Genomic DNA, 15190 nt, shown 5'->3' on the forward strand with positions numbered 1-15190 from the left:
ACGACTTTTCAGCGCGCAGGCGCGCCCCAGCAAAGAGAACCCCGCATGTCCGCAGCTGCCAACGCCCCCCAAGCCCCGATCGCCCGCCAGGATGCCGGCACCGATCCCTATGCCTGGTTGCAGGCCCGGGACACCCCCGAGGTGCTGGCCTACCTGAACGCGGAAAACGCCTATCAGGAGGCGCAACTGGCCGACCAGGCCGGGTTGCGCGAGCAGCTGTTCGAAGAGATCCGTGGCCGCATTCTCGAAACCGACTTGTCGCTGGCCTCGCCCTGGGGCCCCTACCTTTACTACACCCGCACCACCGCCGGCGACGAGTACCCGCGTCATTACCGCTGCCCACGCCCGGCCGACGATTCGCCGACGGTCGATGAAAGCCGCGAAGAGCTGCTGCTGGACCCCAACCTGCTGGCCGCCGGCGGCTTCCTCAGCCTGGGCGCCTTCAACATCAGCCCCGACCACCAGCGCCTGGCCTACAGCCTGGATACCAGCGGCGACGAGGTCTACACCCTGTACGTCAAGGACCTTGCCAGCGGCGCGGTCGAGCAGCTGCCGTTCGAAGACTGCGACGGCAGCATGACCTGGGCCAACGACAGCCAGACGCTGTTCTTCGCCGAACTGGACGACACCCACCGCCCGCACCGGCTGATGCGTCATCGCCTGGGCACCCAAGGGGCGGTGCAGGTGTTCGAGGAGGCCGACGGTCGCTTCTTCCTGCACTGCTACCGCGCCAGCTCCGAGCGCCAGCTGATCCTGCTGCTCAACAGCAAGACCACCAGCGAGGCCTGGGTACTGGATGCGCACACCCCGGAACAGGCGTTCACCTGCCTGGCACCACGGGTCGAAGGCCATGAGTACTACCCTGACCATGGCCAGTTAAACGGCCACTGGCACTGGTTCATCCGCAGCAACCAGCAAGGCATCAATTTCGCCCTGTTCCACGGCCCGGCCGACACCCTGCCAACCCACGAGCAGTGGCAGGTACTGGTGCCGCACCGCGACACCGTGATGCTCGAGGGGCTGACCCTGAACGCCAGCGCCCTGACCCTGAGCCTGCGCGAGGGCGGCCTGCCGATCATCGAGGTGCGCCCCCACGGCCTGCCCGCCTACCGCGTCGAACTGCCGGATGCAGCCTACAGCCTGTACGTGCAGGACAGCCTGGAGTTCGACAGCCCACGCATCCGTCTGCGCTACGAGGCGCTGAACCGCCCTGCGCAGGTACGCCAGCTGACGCTTGCCGATGGTCAGCAGCAGGTGCTCAAGCAGACCCCGGTGCTCGGCCCGTTCGACCCCGACGCCTACGTCAGCCAGCGCCTGTGGGCCACCGCCGGCGACGGCACGCAGGTACCGATCAGCCTGGTTCAGCGCCGTGAGGACCTCGGCAAGCCGGTGCCGCTGTACCTGTACGGCTACGGTGCCTACGGCGAAAGCCTGGACCCGTGGTTTTCCCATGCGCGCCTGAGCCTGCTGGAGCGCGGCGTGGCCTTCGCCATTGCCCACGTGCGCGGCGGCGGCGAACTGGGCGAGGCCTGGTACCGGGCCGGCAAGCAGGAGCACAAGCCCAACACCTTCAGCGACTTCATCGCCTGCGCCGAACACCTGATCGCCACCGGCGTGACCGATGCCGAGCACCTGGCGATCAGTGGCGGCAGTGCCGGCGGGCTGCTGATCGGCGCGGTGCTCAACCAGCGTCCCGAGCTGTTCAAGGCGGCGATTGCCGAGGTGCCGTTCGTCGACGTGCTCAACACCATGCTCGACCCCGATCTGCCCCTGACCGTCACCGAGTATGACGAGTGGGGCAACCCGCAGGAGCCCGAGGTGCACGCGCGCATCAAGGCGTATGCGCCCTACGAGAACGTGAAGGCCCAGGCCTACCCTGCCCTGCTGGTGGTGGCCGGTTACAACGACAGCCGCGTGCAGTACTGGGAGGCGGCCAAGTGGGTGGCCAAGCTGCGCGTGCACAAGACCGATGACAACCTGCTGCTGCTCAAGACCGAGCTGGGCGCCGGACATGGCGGCATGAGCGGGCGCTACCAGGGGCTCAAGGACGTGGCACTGGAGTACGCGTTCGTATTTAAAGTGCTGGGCCTGGTGTAATTCAGGATTTCTGTTGTCTGAATCAGCAATTCGCCGGCAAGGCCGGCTCCTGCAAGCTATGCACTGGCCATTGCAGGAGCCGGCCTTGACGGCGAAAACCAGACACCACAAACCTCCAAGAAAAAGACCAACCGCGATGCCCGACCCGACCTCCCTGAACAACGAAATTCGCGACATGCTCATGGACTGCGGCCTGTTCGACCAACTGCTGCCGCCTGACTTTCAGACCGCTGCCGGCTACTTCAGCATCAGCACCATCGCCCAGGGCGAGGAAATCTTCCACGAAGGCGATGCCGGCACCTTCATGTGCATCATCCACTCGGGCCAGGTATCGGTACGCAAGACCGACCCCGACGAGCATCAGGTGGAGATCGCCACCCTGCGCAAGGGCCGCGCCTTTGGCGAGATGGCGGTGCTGGACGGCGAACGCCGATCGGCCAGCTGCGTGGCCGCCAGCGACTGTCAACTGCTCAACCTGGGCAAGGACTCACTAGAAAAAATGCTCAACGAAACGCCCAAGGTGGCCGCCAAGATCATCCGCGCCCTGGCCGTGGCACTGTCGCGTCGCCTGCGCATGCTCGACGGCCAGCGTCTCTCGCAGCAGGTCTAGCCCTCGCGCGGTTTGTCCTTGCCGGCATCCGGCGCAAGCCCTGGCAGCGGCTGGTCCTTCGGCGGGCTGGGCAAGGGAATCGGCGGCAACAGCGGCGCACCCGACGAGCCCTGACCTGCACGAGGGATGGTCGACGGGGCCACCTGCGGGTAAGGGGTGGGCGTGGGCGTACCCGGTGCACCCGGTACCGGTGCGAGGGTGCGTGGCTGCAGGTCCGCAGCCTGGGCCTGGCCGAGCCAGGCAATCAACAGCAGGGCAATGCTCGCATGGCGCATGGGGCGGGCTCCTGGAGAGTGCTGCCTACAGGCTACGCGCAAGCGCTGCGGTTTGCCTGTCCGAAATGCCCGTCATGGCGCTAAACTTCACGGCATAACCGTAACAAGCCCGAGAAAGGTACAACCATGAGTTCGGCAACCTCTTCCGCCGCCGCCACCGCGCGGCTGGACCGCATCCTCGCCGATGCCAAGCGCGACAAGGAAATGGGCTACCGCGACAAGGCCCTGCGCATGTACCCCCACGTGTGCGGCCGCTGCGCCCGCGAATTCGCCGGCAAGCGCCTGAGCGAACTGACCGTGCACCACCGCGACCACAACCACGACAACAACCCCCAGGACGGTTCGAACTGGGAACTGCTGTGCCTGTACTGCCACGACAACGAGCACTCGCGCTACACCGACCAGCAGTACTTCAGCGAAGGCTCCACCGCCAGCCCAAGCATCGCCAAGGCCACCCATAACCCATTCGCCGGGCTGGCCGGGCTGCTCAAGAAAGACTGACCCTGCGCCCCACCCGTGCCGGCAAGCCCGTATAATCGCGTCTTTTTTCTCAAGGGCCCCGGCACGTGGCGAACAAACGGTACAGCTGCATTGGTCTGTTCAACCCCAAATCAGCGGAGAACGTCGGTTCGGTGATGCGTGCGGCGGGTTGCTATGGCGTGAACTCGGTGTTCTACACCGGCAAGCGCTACGAGCGCGCCCGCGACTTCGTCACCGACACCAAGCGGGTGCACTATGACATCCCGCTGATCGGCATCGACGACCTGCAAAAGATCATCCCGCTGGGCTGCACACCGGTTGCCGTCGAACTGGTCGAGGGCGCCCGCCCGCTGCCCGAATACACCCACCCCGACCGCGCGATCTACATCTTCGGCCCTGAAGACGGCTCGCTGGATGCCGACGTACGCGCCTGGTGCGAAGAGACCATCTACATCCCGACCAATGGCTGCATGAACCTCGCTGCCACCGTCAACGTGGTGCTCTACGACCGCATGGCCAAGGGCCTGAACACCCGCTCCGGGCCCAAATTCAAGTAATCCGCGGGAACGTCCTGGCGGCCCTGGCGGTCTGCTGACTATCCATGCCCCCACAGGAGTACGACCATGTCCCAGAACAAGACCCTGACCCTGGCCACACCGTTTCAGAGCAAGACCGAACACAACGTGCAAGGCTGGGAGCGCGCTGGCTCCCTGGCCACGGGTGTGGTGATGGTCGGCAAGGGGCTGCGTCGCGGCGGTTTCTTCGGCCTGATCCAGATCGCCATCGGCGGCGTGGCGCTGGCCCGGGGCATCACCGGACACAGTTCGGCCAAGAGCCTGATCGAGCGCGGGCGCCGCGACCTGGATCAGATCCGCAGCAAGATCGAACGCACCGGTGAAGAGCTCAGCGTGCTGAAGGCCAATGCGCAAGCGGCCACCCACAGCGCCACGGTCACCGGCAACGACTCGCTCAAAAGCCCCAAGGCCTAACGCAACAGCTTGGTGTCCAGCACCTCGGAGCCACGTCCCAGCACGTTTTCACTGAGCTGGATGAACTCCGCGGTGCTGACGCTGTTGAGGCGCATCAGGCCCTGGGTCACGTCGTCCAGCGAACGCTGGTTATGCGTGTGCAGGCGGATCTCGCGGTCCAGCGCCTGCAGCAGCAACACCGCACGGGCCACCCCCGCATCGGTGATCTGCTCGCCGCGCAGCGTGGTGACCTTTTCACCTTGCCTGGCCAGCCGGGCCTGAACCGCCTGGTAGCGGTCGTCGGTGATGCCGCCGGCACGGCGCAGCAGTTCGATGCCGTAGTACTCGGCCAGCCCCTCGCCAATCCAGTCACTGCGCTCCTGGTCGTTGACCTGGGCGAACACCCGCACCAGTTCGCGCAACAACGGGCTGCTGCCGTTCTCGTTGACCAATGGGCGATTGCTGTTGAGGTAGATCGAGTGGTAGCCGGCCCGGGTGCCGCGCCACAACTGGTCGCGGGCGCCCACCAGCAGCAGCTTGGGCGGGTTGCGCGGGAACACGCTCTGCAGCTGTGGCCACACGAACGTCAGCAGGGTCAGGGTGTCCATGCGCCGCAGGCCCTGGCCCTGGGGCCCGGCGACGGTGACCTCGGTCTCGCCCAGACGGGTGCGCCGGCTGCCCAGGTTGCCGGCGAGCATCCAGCCGGTAGGCCGGTCGAACAAGCGCGAAGGGTTGTCGATGCGGAAACGCTGCTTGCCAATCCGCGGCCAGGGCGTTTCGACACTCTTCCAGTCGCCCGGCAACTCGAACACCAGACGCGCGACCAGCTCGGTGCCGTCCTGCTGGTCGAGGCGTGCGGCAGGCACCAGGTCATCGCCCCGGAACAAGGCCCATTGCGCAGTGATGCGGCTGTCGTAGCCGGCGTTCTTCAGGGCATGGTTAAGCTGTACCCGGTAGCTCAGGCTGGACACTCCCGCCCCCGGCTGCCACAGGCCACGGCGTGCTCCGGCCTGCAACTGCCAGGCGCCATCGGCCTTGAAATCGCTGTAGACGGCTTCCTTGCCCAGGTCGAAATCCAGGCTGCGCACCGCTGCGCCGTCGGCCAGGGTCAGGCGCACCTCGGCCTGCCCGCTCTGGGGCAACAGGCGCACGTGGTAATCCAGGTCGACCTTCTTCGCCCAAGCGCCATGGCTCGCCAGCAAAAGCGCAGCCCCCAGCAAACAGCGACGTATCTCCATTCACATCCCCTTGCGCCGCAGCCTCAGCCGGCGCGGAAAATCAGATAGTCTTCCCAATCGTCTTCGGCCACGCTGTCTTCACTGAGCATGCGGCCAGACCACGAAATGCGTTGCTTGTGCACCTGCTCACGATCGCCACTGACCAGGTGATGCCAGCTGGGCAGGTCCTTGCCCTCGCTGACCAACCGATAGCCACAGGTGGGCGGCAGCCACTTGAACTGGTCGGCCTTGCCCGGGGTGAGCTGGATGCAGTCGGGTACCGAGGCAAAGCGGTTGGGGTAATCGCTGCACTGGCAGGTCTTGAGGTCGAGCAGCTTGCAGGCAATGCTGGTGTAGTAGACGCTGTTGTCGTCTTCGTCCTCGAGCTTTTGCAGGCAGCACAGGCCGCACCCATCGCACAGCGACTCCCACTCCTGGCGATCGAGCTGATCGAGGGGCTTGCTGATCCAGAAGGGTTGGGTGGCAGGCATGGTGCGTTTTGTCCTGTTTCAATTCAAGTGCGCGCGCGTGGCGGCGCCAGTCTAGGGCGTGTGGCCGGGCTTTGCCAGACCGCTTGTCAGGGCTGGCGCCACGCAGTAGTTTGACAGGCTGTGTGTTTTCCCACCCCGTCAGGAACCCCTCCATGAGTGCCAACCCTCGCGTTGCCGACTATGCCATTGCCGAGCAGTTCATCCAGCGCTGGTCGCCCCGGGCGTTTACCGCCGAACCGATTGCCGAAGACACCCTGCTGAGCTTCTTCGAAGCGGCGCGCTGGGCCCCCTCGGCTTACAACTCGCAGCCATGGCGCTTTCTGTTCGCGCGCCGTGACACGCCGAACTGGGAGCGCTTCCTGGGCCTGCTCAACGAATTCAACCGCAGCTGGGCCCAGCACGCCTCGGCGCTGGTGCTGGTGATTTCCAAGACCACCTTTACCGCCCCAGGCGCCAGCGAAGAAACCCCGGCGCTGTGGCACACCTTCGACACCGGCTCGGCCTGGGGCCACCTGGCGTTGCAGGCCAGCATCAGTGGCTGGCATACCCACGGCATGGCCGGGTTCGACCAAGTGCTGGCGCGCAAGGAGCTGAAGATTCCGGACGGCTATGAACTGCATGCGATGGTCGCCATCGGCAAGCTGGGCGACAAGGCCAGCCTGGCCGAGTACCTGCAGGCCCGTGAAGTGCCAAGCCCGCGCAAGCCGTTGAGCGAGCTGGCGGCCGAGGGTGATTTCAGCCTGTAGGGCTGAAGTTCGCGGCGCCCCGTTCGCCGGCAAGGCCGGCGCCTAAAGGATCTCCTGTAGGCGCCGGCCTTGCCAACGACGGCTGCGACGCGGTTTCAGTCAGTAGCCCCGCTCGAAATCCACCTCGCCACGCAACGCCTGCCCCGCCTCGTATGCCCGCAGATTCTCCACGAACAAACGCACCATCGCCGTCGGCGAAGTCGGCGCCGAGCTGTGCCCGGTCAGCAGCAGGCCCCAGGCGGTCCAGAACGGATGACGCTGCGGCAGCGGCTCCTGGCGGCATACATCGATCACCGCGCCCGCCAGGTGCCCCAGCTTCAGCGCCTCGACCAGGTCGGCATCGACCACCGACACCCCACGCCCGGCATTGATGAACAGCGCCTGGGGGTTGAACCTGGCGAACAGCGCGGCGTTGTACAGGTCGTGCGTGGCAGGCGTGTCGGGCAGCAGGTTGACCACATAATCCACCTCGCCCACCAACCGCCCCAGCTCATCCAGGCCGGCCACCTCGACAAACGGCGCCTGTACGCGGGCCTGGCTGGCCACGCCATACAAGGTGACACCGAAGGGCAGCAGGAACTCGGCAACCTGCTGGCCGATGTCACCGGTGCCCACGATCAGCACGCGCCGCCCTTCCAGGCTGCGCCCCAGGCGCCCGTCCCACTTGCGTTCCACCTGGCTGAGCACGCGCGCGAGCACCTCGCGCTCATGGCCGAGCATGTAGGTGAGCACGTACTCGGCCATCACCTGGCCAAAGATGCCCACCGCCCGCGTCAGGCGATAGCCACGCGGCAAGCCGTCGACCAGCAGCGGGGTGATGCCGGCCCAGGTCGACTGCACCCAGGCAGGGCCGTGGCCCTGACGCAGCAGGGTGGCCAGCAGATCGGGCTGGCCGAGCCACACCGGGCACTCTGCTGCCAGCTTCGACAGTTCGGCAGAGTCGCCGCTGGTCACTACCTCGAGGTCCGGTGCCATCTCGCGCAGCAGGCGAGCGTAAAGGGCATGATCCTGTTCAACGATCAGAACGCGCATGTTTTGGATAACCTTGGCATAAACCACGGCGCTGGCCCGCTCACTGCGCGGGCCGCGCCATGCAAGACAGAAAAAAGCTCAGACCGGATCGTTGCGCCGCAACAGCTCTTCGGGAAGATGCTCGATGTACTCGTCTTCAAGTGGCGGCATCTGCAGGTGGTAGCCCTGCTTCTCCAGATTGGCCAGCACCTGGGTGATGTCTTCGCGGGCCAGTTGGCGTTCGGGGGTCAACACCAGGTCGAAGGCATGCACCGGCTTGCCAAAGGCCGGCAGCAGCCCCTCGGGCACGCGCTCCAGGCCATCGGCCTTGAGCACGTAGAGGTACATTTCATTCTTGCGCGGGCTCTTGTAGATCGAGCAGATACGTTTCATGGCTGGTCTCCGGTGCCGGCCAGGCAATCGAGCAGCGCCTGGCCCATCCGCTCGCGGCGCCAGCCGCGCAACGAATCAGGCAGTTGATAGGGCCCGTTGGGGTAGCCGCTCTTGAGCAGCGCCTCGAGGGTTTTCTTGCGCAGCATCAGTTCGGGCGCGATGCCCAGGCGCTCGCCTTCGGCCTGACCGATGGCACGCAGCTGCTTGAGCAGCGCCGAAGCCTCGATCGGCAAGGGCTCGGGCAGGGCCGGCGGCCACTCGCTGGGCGGCACGCTGGCGGCCTTCTTTATCAGCTCGAGCAGGAACTCGCCATCCTGGCGAATGGTGCGCGGGTGCATGTCTTCGATCTTGGCCAGGGCCGACAGATTGTCGGGCTGGGTACGGGCCAGAGGCCACAGCGATTGCTCGCGCAGCACCCGGTTGCGCGGCAGGTTGCGCGCACGCGCCTCGCGTTCGCGCCAGGCGCACAGCTCGCGCAGTACCGCCAGTTGCGCACGCGACAGCTTCCAGGCCAGCTTGGCATCACGGTACAGCTCGTAGGGGTCGGTTTCGCGGCGCAGTTGGGCCACCAGCTCGGCGCCGTCTTCCAGCACCCAGGCATTCTTGTCTTCGGACAGCTGCGGGCGCAGGCGCTCGTAGACTTCGGCCAGGTGCACGGCATCTTCGGCGGCGTAGCTGACCTGGGTTTCCGACAGCGGGCGCTGCAGCCAGTCCGAACGGGTCTCGCCCTTGGGCAGCTCGATGCCGAGTACTTCCTGCACCAGTCGCGAATAGCCCATGGAGAACCCGAGATTCAGGTAGCCGGCGGCCAGTTGGGTGTCGAACAGCGGCGCCGGCAGGCTGCCGGTCAGGCGCATCAGCACTTCGAGATCTTCGCTGCAGGCATGCAGCACCTTGGTCACGGCGCTGTCTTCGAGCAGCTCGGCCAGCGGCTGCCAGTCGCCGATCAGCAACGGATCGATCAGAAAGGCACGCTGCCCGTCGCCGACCTGGATCAAACCGGCGATGGGGTAAAACGTGTCAACCCGCATGAATTCGGTATCAAGCGCTACATAAGGCAACTGCCGCCACTGTCGGCAGTGCTCGGCCAGGCTGCGGTCGTCGCAAATCCAGTGAATATCGATGGCCACAAGGCTCTCCCACGAACAATGGCGCGCAGTATATACGGCGCAGGCCACCGCCGGGAAACCGCTCGACCGCCGTTCCCTCGCCAGCCTGCGCACGCGGTCAGTGTGTAGCGACCACCGGACGGCAACTGGCGAACATGTCCAGTTGCGGGTCGTACACCGAGGTGTGCACCCGCAGCAGGCCGAGCATCGAATGGAACAGGTTGTCCTGGCTCAGCGGCTGGTTGCGCGAGCGCTGCAGGCAGTCGGTATCGACGGCGTAGTCCTTGCGATAGCCATCGGAAAACCACGCCAGCATCGGTATGTGCTTCTGCTGCTCGGGAGCGAGCATGTAGGGCGTGCCGTGCAGGAACAGGTTGTACTCACCCAGCGACTCGCCATGGTCGGACAGGTACAGCATGGCGGTATCGACCTTGTCCTGGCGACTGCGCAAGACGTCGATCAGCGTGGCCAGCACGTGGTCGGTGTACACCAGGGTGTTGTCGTAGCCATTGATGATGCTCTGGCGGTCGCACTTGTCCAGGGCATTGCTGCGGCACACCGGGGTGAAACGCTCGTAGGCCTTGGGGTAGCGCTTGAAGTACTCCGGCCCGTGGCTACCCATCTGGTGCAGTACCAGCACGGTGTCCTGCTGCAGGTTGTCTAGCATCGCCTCCAGCCCCTTCAACAGGATTTCGTCGTGGCATTCGCTGTCGGCGCACAGGGCCGGGTCCTTGAGGTTGCTGACATCCTCGAACGCCACGCGATCGCAGGTGCCCTTGCAGCCGGACTGGTTGTCGCGCCAGTGCACCGCGATGCCGGCACGCTGCAGCACGTCGAGCAGGCCCTCCTGGTTCCTAGCCTTGCTGGCGTCATACTGCTTGCGGGTGAAGGTGGAGAACATGCAGGGTACCGACACCGCCGTTTCGGTGCCGCACGAATGCACGTCGCTGAAGGCCACCAGCCCCGCCTCCTTGCTCAGCTGAGGCGTGGTATCGCGGTCGTAACCGAGCAGGCCGAAGTTCTGAGCGCGGGCGCTCTCGCCCACCACCAGCACGGTCAACGACTTGCGGGCCTGGGGCGTTACCGCCAGCGGGCGCACGGCATCTTCGCCAATGCGGCGCAACGGTACATGCGCGCTGCCTAGCTGCTCGCTGACATAGGCTACTGCGGCGCCGACATAGTTGCTGGGCACGACCATCAGGTGCAGTTCATGGTGATTGCGAAACAACGAGGAAAGCCCCTGGTAATTGAGCAATGCCACCGCGCCCAGTACTGTTGCGCTGGCCGTACCGACCACCAACTTGCTCAACAACTCGCGGGGGAAGGTGCGATAAAGAATCGGGGTTTTATATAAAAGAATACTCGGCACTACGCCCAGTAACAGGATATAGCCGGCCAACGTGAACGAGAGCAGATCACGCACTTCGGTAGCATTGGTTTCCATGGTATTGCGCAACATGCCCACATCGATCAGCACGCCGTAGCGGTTCATGAAGTAGGCCACCCCCGCGCTGACAAGGAACAACCCCGTCAGCACCGGCTTGAGCACGGGCCGGAAGGCCACCAGGGTCAGCACCAGGTTGAACGCGCAGAACACCAGCACGGCAAACGCCAGGCGCAGCACCAGGCCCGGGGCATCCCCCGGCACGATACTGAAAACATGCTGCCACAGCACCGCGTTGAAACCGATCAACAGGTACAGGCTGGCGATCAACGTTACCCATTCGGCACGCAGGGGTTTTAACTTGAACATGGCGCTTCGCTTCTTGAAAGTCCGGGACGATGTCATTGCAACATCAATTAAAAACAAGGCGGACTGTAGGCAGGGTGCCATCAATTTTTCGTGAAAAAGACGCCAACAAATAATTGCACTTTATTGAACGAAGGGCAGAACACTTCTTGTTCAGCCTTTATTCAGGAACAGGGCCTTGTCGCCCTGCCCCCGAACAGCGGTCAGGCGGGCAACAGCACCTTGGCGTAGCTGTCGCGGTCCATGTCGACCAGCTCGACACTCAACTGAAGCTCGCGACCGCTCACCTCGACCACCGCATCCTTGAGCACCTCGAGCAGGCTGCCCGAGAGCTGCTTCTTGACCTCCGGGGAGCGGCCGCTGAGCAGCGACAGCCGCACACAGACAAATGCCCGCTCGACCGGGGCCACGCCCACACGAAAATGTTCGAAGGCGCGCGCGCGACTCTTGATATCCAGTTCCTGGGCGAACTGACCACTGCCGACCAGCGCGTGATTCAGGCGCAGCAGAACCTTGTCGACTTCAAGCTCGCGCAGGTTGGCGCTGTATTCCAGGTGCAGATGGGGCATGACTCGGGCGTCCGTCGGGGTAAATGATTCGACAGACTACCCCATCTGCGGGGGGCGGCAAACGCGTCTATCCTGAAGGTTCATGCCCACCAACCTATCAGCAGAGGTGAAGAGATGCCGGTCAAACACGATTTGCTTGCAGACCTGAATCTGACCAGGGAAGCCTTCGACGAAAAAAAGAAAACCGACCCGCGGCTCAGTACGTTGCACGAGAAGTACAACGCGATCGACGCCCAAGTAGTCGAGGCAGAAAGCGGCAGCGCCACAGACGATCAGGTGACGGAACTGCGCAAGAAACGGCTGCTGACCAAGGATGAGATCGTCGACCATCTCAAAGCCTAGGCGTTGTACCGCTTGCCGTGCTGGATAAATCTTAGTTGACACAACAGTTAATATCATTTTGACATCAACTTTGTGCCAGGTAATTGGCAAGCCAAAAAAAACCCCGACACTTGGCGTGTCGGGGTTTCTTGATCAGGCCGCAATGGCCTGATCACGCCAAACTTACTGCTGCTGCGGCAGTTTGTCGATTGGACCGCAGCCACCAATAACCTTGGAGATGGAAACCGAAGGGTGGAACAGGTAATCGTACGAGCAGTTCTTTGGCTGGTTGTACACTTGGCCAGTGCAACCGGACAGCAGAGCAACACCCGAAACAACAGCGATTGCGACCGATGCCTTGATAAACTTTTTCATTCTAAATCCCTTAAATTACGATTCGCCGTCTTACTGATGGCGCGGCGATTGTAGGGAGGTCAGCACAATAAATCAAAAGATTTGTTACACCTTTCAAAGTCTTATGGAACGTTCGTGCTAGTTGCCCGGGCAGGGCCTGCGAATCGACTTCGACGGTCATTCTGATTTTCGGCTCAGATTCTCGAGCTTCACACCAGCGACACTTCGCCTGCTGCCGAGGCTTCGGTGAGCATGGCAAGGCGCAGTGCGCGCCTGATGTCTGCATTGATATCGTCGGTGTCTTCCAGCCCCACAGAGATCCGGACCAACCCGCGAGGTACGCCCATTCGCTCCAGGTCGGTGCCGCCTGCTCGGGCAAAACTACCGTAGTGATAACACAGGGATTCAATGTTCCCGAAGGTGGTACCTGTTCGTATCAATTGCAGTTGACTAACAAAGATTGTGCCCGCTTCCTGCGAAGGCAGCACAATGGCAATAAGACCTGTATGCAATGACGGATCAATGCCGTTGGCCTGTGCGCTCCTGGTCGACCATACGGCACGCCATTGCAACGTGGGAAACTCCTGATTCAACATGGCAATGACCGCAAGTGCATTGTCGGCATGCTTTTTCAATCTGAGCGCAAGTGTTCTCAAACCACGCACCGTAAGCCAGGCCGAAAACGGGTCGAGGATCAGCCCGGCACTTTCCCTGTGAGACTTCAATGCCTTGAACAGATCCGGGTCATTGGTACTTACCATCCCGCCCATTACATCACCGTGCCCATTGATATGCTTGGTGGTGGAATACAAGGTCACTGCCGCCCCCAGCGACAACGGCTTCTGGCAAAGTGGCGTTAGAAAGGTATTGTCGACAACCAGAAGAACGGCGTTCTTCATGCAAAGTTTCGAAAGTTCCGCAATATTGATGTCCAGAAAAGCCGGGTTGGTGGGTGCCTCGATAAAGATCATTCTGGTGTCGGGCCGCAGGGCCGCCTGAAACGCCGCCGTTTCGTACGCTTCAATGACCGACAGCGTCATGCCACGCTGACGTGTTTCATGCTCAAGCTGTTCGATCACTTCATAGAACAGGCCGCGGGGCACGATGACATGGTCACCTGCACCAAGCAGCGCGCGAAAGACCAGCAGGCAGGCGGTCATTCCGCTGTTGACTGCCAGACTGTAGGCGCAGTGTTCGATGGCACGAAACTTCGCCTCCAGGACGGAAACGGTGGGGTTGGCGTAGCGCTGGTAGGCAAAGTTTTCCTCCTCTGCATTGCCGAGCATGTCCCTCCCCGCTTCTACGGAGTCCAACAGTGCCGCGGAATTGCAGATCAGTGCGGGCACTGGAAACTGATCCAGGCCCGCCTCATGTTGCCCCAGGTGGATCGCGCGGGTAGCAGCGCCGAGTGGCGAAGACAGCAGATAATCACGGCGCTGCCGTTCACGCGGGCTCACGTTTTTGGTTGGGCTCATGAATGGCCTGATTCCGAAAGAGAGGGCTGATCCAGCCCGTTGATGATGACCTGCCCCTGGCGACCTGAGGGTGGTGCCGTTTACTCGTACTTGTAGCAAGGCACCACTTTTCCACCCAGCGAGACGATGGAGAACCTTTCCATTTTCGGCATGACGGCACAGGCCAGGCTCACTTGGGCCGCGCTGCAATGCAGCTCCTTTACCCAGATGGGATGATCCGCCTTGAAGCACTCGTGCTTCAGGTGCAGCAAATGTTGATCCAGTGGCATTCTGTCCGGGTCGCGTGGCATGGGGGCAGATGTCATCCTGGCGCGCTGCGTCGAATCAAACGCCAGGCGCAGGCACCGCAGCAGCCGTGGGTGCCGTGCCAGGTTGTTCCTTGAACCTGTCCATTCCCGGGTGACCTCTTCCAGGCCTTCGGCGACTTTGTATTGCTGCACCAGCTCCTTGATGGCGCGTGCCGCGGCGTGGCTCGGGTACAGCGAACAGCCACCGCCAACCACATGCACATCGGCGATTGTCTTGTCTGGGCAATAGGCAATGAAAACGGGATAGGGTATCTGGCTGGTGGCGTCGAACACTTCGATCGAGGCCCCGATGGCACCTTGCGCATCGCGCAAGGTTTGCAGCAATGCTTGCGGCATCGAGGCGTGAGCGATCTTTCTTATGGGTGTTTTGCACTCGTAAAAGAAGTGCTGTGCAATAAAGCGGCCGATACCGTGGCGCTCTATGACTTCGCTCGCGGCATGTATCGCCGCCTCGGCGAACCCGTAGCCTGCTGCCACACCCGTACCACAGGAATATCGGCGCGCAGCGCCATAGTCGGTATCATCGCCAGCGATGGCTTCATTGGCATACTGATGATTGATCAGGAATGACGGGTAGTGCAGATCAGCGCCGCCTGATGCTTCATGCGCCGCAAAGTGGATGACAGCCATCTGTGCAGTCTTCGAATGACGAAGCATCTGCACCGGCAGTACGTCCTGCAGGGCCGGTTGGGAAACAACCGAATCAAAACACTGCAAGGCGCTATGGGAGCGTAGTTGAAGTGGCCCCATGCTATGTTCATACGCTTCATACTTGGCGCCGATGCGCGCCTCTGCTTCATACCCTTTTCCGCAGCCGACAGACTCCATGTCACGGCTGTCAAAGGGGAATTCAAGCGTGGCCACAGTGCTGGACAGCGGGCTACCGTAACGGTTCAGGGTTACCTGTATTCCTTCGTTGATAAAGTGCTGATCTATCACACTTTCTGCATCTTGCAATGACAACGTTCGTTCGGGAGCAATCATGTTCATCGGCTGGAATTTCCATATACGCTGAA

18 protein-coding genes are annotated in these 15190 nt (G+C 62.7%); 7 read left to right on the forward strand and 11 right to left on the reverse strand.

The window, feature by feature from the left end; genetic code table 11:
* Positions 1-45: 45 nt before the first annotated feature.
* Entirely contained in the window at positions 46-2097 is a 2052-nt protein-coding gene (locus tag V9K84_RS14865; protein WP_088514494.1) for a S9 family peptidase, read from the forward strand.
* A gap of 136 nt (positions 2098-2233) precedes the next feature.
* Positions 2234-2707: a cyclic nucleotide-binding domain-containing protein gene (locus V9K84_RS14870; RefSeq protein WP_088514493.1), complete on the forward strand. Its 474-nt coding sequence runs from the start codon at positions 2234-2236 to the stop codon at positions 2705-2707.
* Here V9K84_RS14870 and V9K84_RS14875 read toward each other — a convergent pair.
* The gene (locus V9K84_RS14875; protein ID WP_043864198.1) at positions 2704-2982 is read right to left on the reverse strand and encodes a hypothetical protein; all 279 of its coding nucleotides are present in this window, start codon (positions 2980-2982) and stop codon (positions 2704-2706) included. The two genes, V9K84_RS14870 and V9K84_RS14875, sit on opposite strands and share 4 nt — an antisense overlap.
* A 126-nt stretch (positions 2983-3108) precedes the next feature.
* Between V9K84_RS14875 and V9K84_RS14880 the strand changes: the two genes are divergently transcribed.
* The 3 genes from V9K84_RS14880 to V9K84_RS14890 all read left to right on the forward strand — a co-directional run bounded on the left by V9K84_RS14880 (position 3109) and on the right by V9K84_RS14890 (position 4451).
* Entirely contained in the window at positions 3109-3483 is a 375-nt protein-coding gene (locus V9K84_RS14880) for a YajD family HNH nuclease (protein WP_043864199.1), read from the forward strand.
* Positions 3484-3548: 65 nt separating this feature from the next.
* The gene (locus V9K84_RS14885; protein ID WP_043864200.1) at positions 3549-4019 is read left to right on the forward strand and encodes an RNA methyltransferase; all 471 of its coding nucleotides are present in this window, start codon (positions 3549-3551) and stop codon (positions 4017-4019) included.
* A gap of 66 nt (positions 4020-4085) precedes the next feature.
* Entirely contained in the window at positions 4086-4451 is a 366-nt protein-coding gene (locus V9K84_RS14890; RefSeq protein ID WP_043864201.1) for a DUF2892 domain-containing protein, read from the forward strand.
* On the opposite strand, the gene V9K84_RS14895 is transcribed toward V9K84_RS14890, so the two are convergent.
* Both V9K84_RS14895 and V9K84_RS14900 read right to left on the reverse strand, forming a co-directional pair.
* Positions 4448-5668, reverse strand: a complete 1221-nt coding sequence (locus V9K84_RS14895; RefSeq protein ID WP_088514492.1) for a hypothetical protein — start codon at positions 5666-5668, stop codon at positions 4448-4450. The genes V9K84_RS14890 and V9K84_RS14895 overlap by 4 nt on opposite strands.
* Before the next feature lie 23 nt (positions 5669-5691).
* Positions 5692-6138: a YcgN family cysteine cluster protein gene (locus V9K84_RS14900; RefSeq protein ID WP_043864203.1), complete on the reverse strand. Its 447-nt coding sequence runs from the start codon at positions 6136-6138 to the stop codon at positions 5692-5694.
* A gap of 152 nt (positions 6139-6290) precedes the next feature.
* Here V9K84_RS14900 and V9K84_RS14905 point away from each other — a divergent pair, with 152 nt between their 5' ends.
* Complete coding sequence (locus tag V9K84_RS14905) at positions 6291-6884, forward strand: nitroreductase family protein (protein WP_058541521.1); 594 nt, start codon at positions 6291-6293, stop codon at positions 6882-6884.
* A gap of 99 nt (positions 6885-6983) precedes the next feature.
* Here the strand turns inward: V9K84_RS14905 and V9K84_RS14910 are convergent, their stop codons facing one another.
* The 5 genes from V9K84_RS14910 to V9K84_RS14930 all read right to left on the reverse strand — a co-directional run bounded on the left by V9K84_RS14910 (position 6984) and on the right by V9K84_RS14930 (position 11716).
* A complete protein-coding gene (locus V9K84_RS14910) occupies positions 6984-7916 on the reverse strand; it encodes a D-2-hydroxyacid dehydrogenase (RefSeq protein WP_043864205.1) in 933 nt (310 codons plus the stop codon).
* A gap of 78 nt (positions 7917-7994) precedes the next feature.
* Entirely contained in the window at positions 7995-8288 is a 294-nt protein-coding gene (locus tag V9K84_RS14915; RefSeq protein ID WP_043864206.1) for a YcgL domain-containing protein, read from the reverse strand.
* Positions 8285-9418 (reverse strand): ribonuclease D, encoded by a 1134-nt coding sequence (rnd, locus tag V9K84_RS14920; RefSeq protein ID WP_043864207.1) that lies wholly within the window; start codon positions 9416-9418, stop codon positions 8285-8287. Before rnd ends, V9K84_RS14915 begins: the two co-directional genes overlap by 4 nt.
* A 97-nt stretch (positions 9419-9515) precedes the next feature.
* Positions 9516-11150: a phosphoethanolamine--lipid A transferase gene (locus V9K84_RS14925; RefSeq protein WP_088514491.1), complete on the reverse strand. Its 1635-nt coding sequence runs from the start codon at positions 11148-11150 to the stop codon at positions 9516-9518.
* A gap of 200 nt (positions 11151-11350) precedes the next feature.
* On the reverse strand, positions 11351-11716 hold the full coding sequence (locus V9K84_RS14930; protein ID WP_058541519.1) for a 5-carboxymethyl-2-hydroxymuconate Delta-isomerase: 366 nt from the start codon (positions 11714-11716) through the stop codon (positions 11351-11353).
* Positions 11717-11830: 114 nt separating this feature from the next.
* On the opposite strand from V9K84_RS14930, the gene V9K84_RS14935 reads away from it, so the two are divergent.
* Positions 11831-12058 (forward strand): YdcH family protein, encoded by a 228-nt coding sequence (locus tag V9K84_RS14935; protein ID WP_043864210.1) that lies wholly within the window; start codon positions 11831-11833, stop codon positions 12056-12058.
* A 162-nt stretch (positions 12059-12220) separates the two neighbouring features.
* Here V9K84_RS14935 and V9K84_RS14940 read toward each other — a convergent pair whose 3' ends face one another.
* The 3 genes from V9K84_RS14940 to V9K84_RS14950 form a co-directional block, all read right to left on the reverse strand.
* A complete protein-coding gene (locus V9K84_RS14940; protein WP_043864211.1) occupies positions 12221-12412 on the reverse strand; it encodes a YhfL family protein in 192 nt (63 codons plus the stop codon).
* Between the two features lie 188 nt (positions 12413-12600).
* Positions 12601-13866: an aminotransferase class I/II-fold pyridoxal phosphate-dependent enzyme gene (locus V9K84_RS14945; RefSeq protein ID WP_088514490.1), complete on the reverse strand. Its 1266-nt coding sequence runs from the start codon at positions 13864-13866 to the stop codon at positions 12601-12603.
* A gap of 80 nt (positions 13867-13946) precedes the next feature.
* Entirely contained in the window at positions 13947-15164 is a 1218-nt protein-coding gene (locus V9K84_RS14950; protein WP_054914966.1) for a YcaO-like family protein, read from the reverse strand.
* Positions 15165-15190: the final 26 nt, after the last annotated feature.

Source organism: Pseudomonas sp. AE27, assembly GCF_037113495.1.
GTDB lineage: Bacteria > Pseudomonadota > Gammaproteobacteria > Pseudomonadales > Pseudomonadaceae > Aquipseudomonas > Aquipseudomonas palmensis.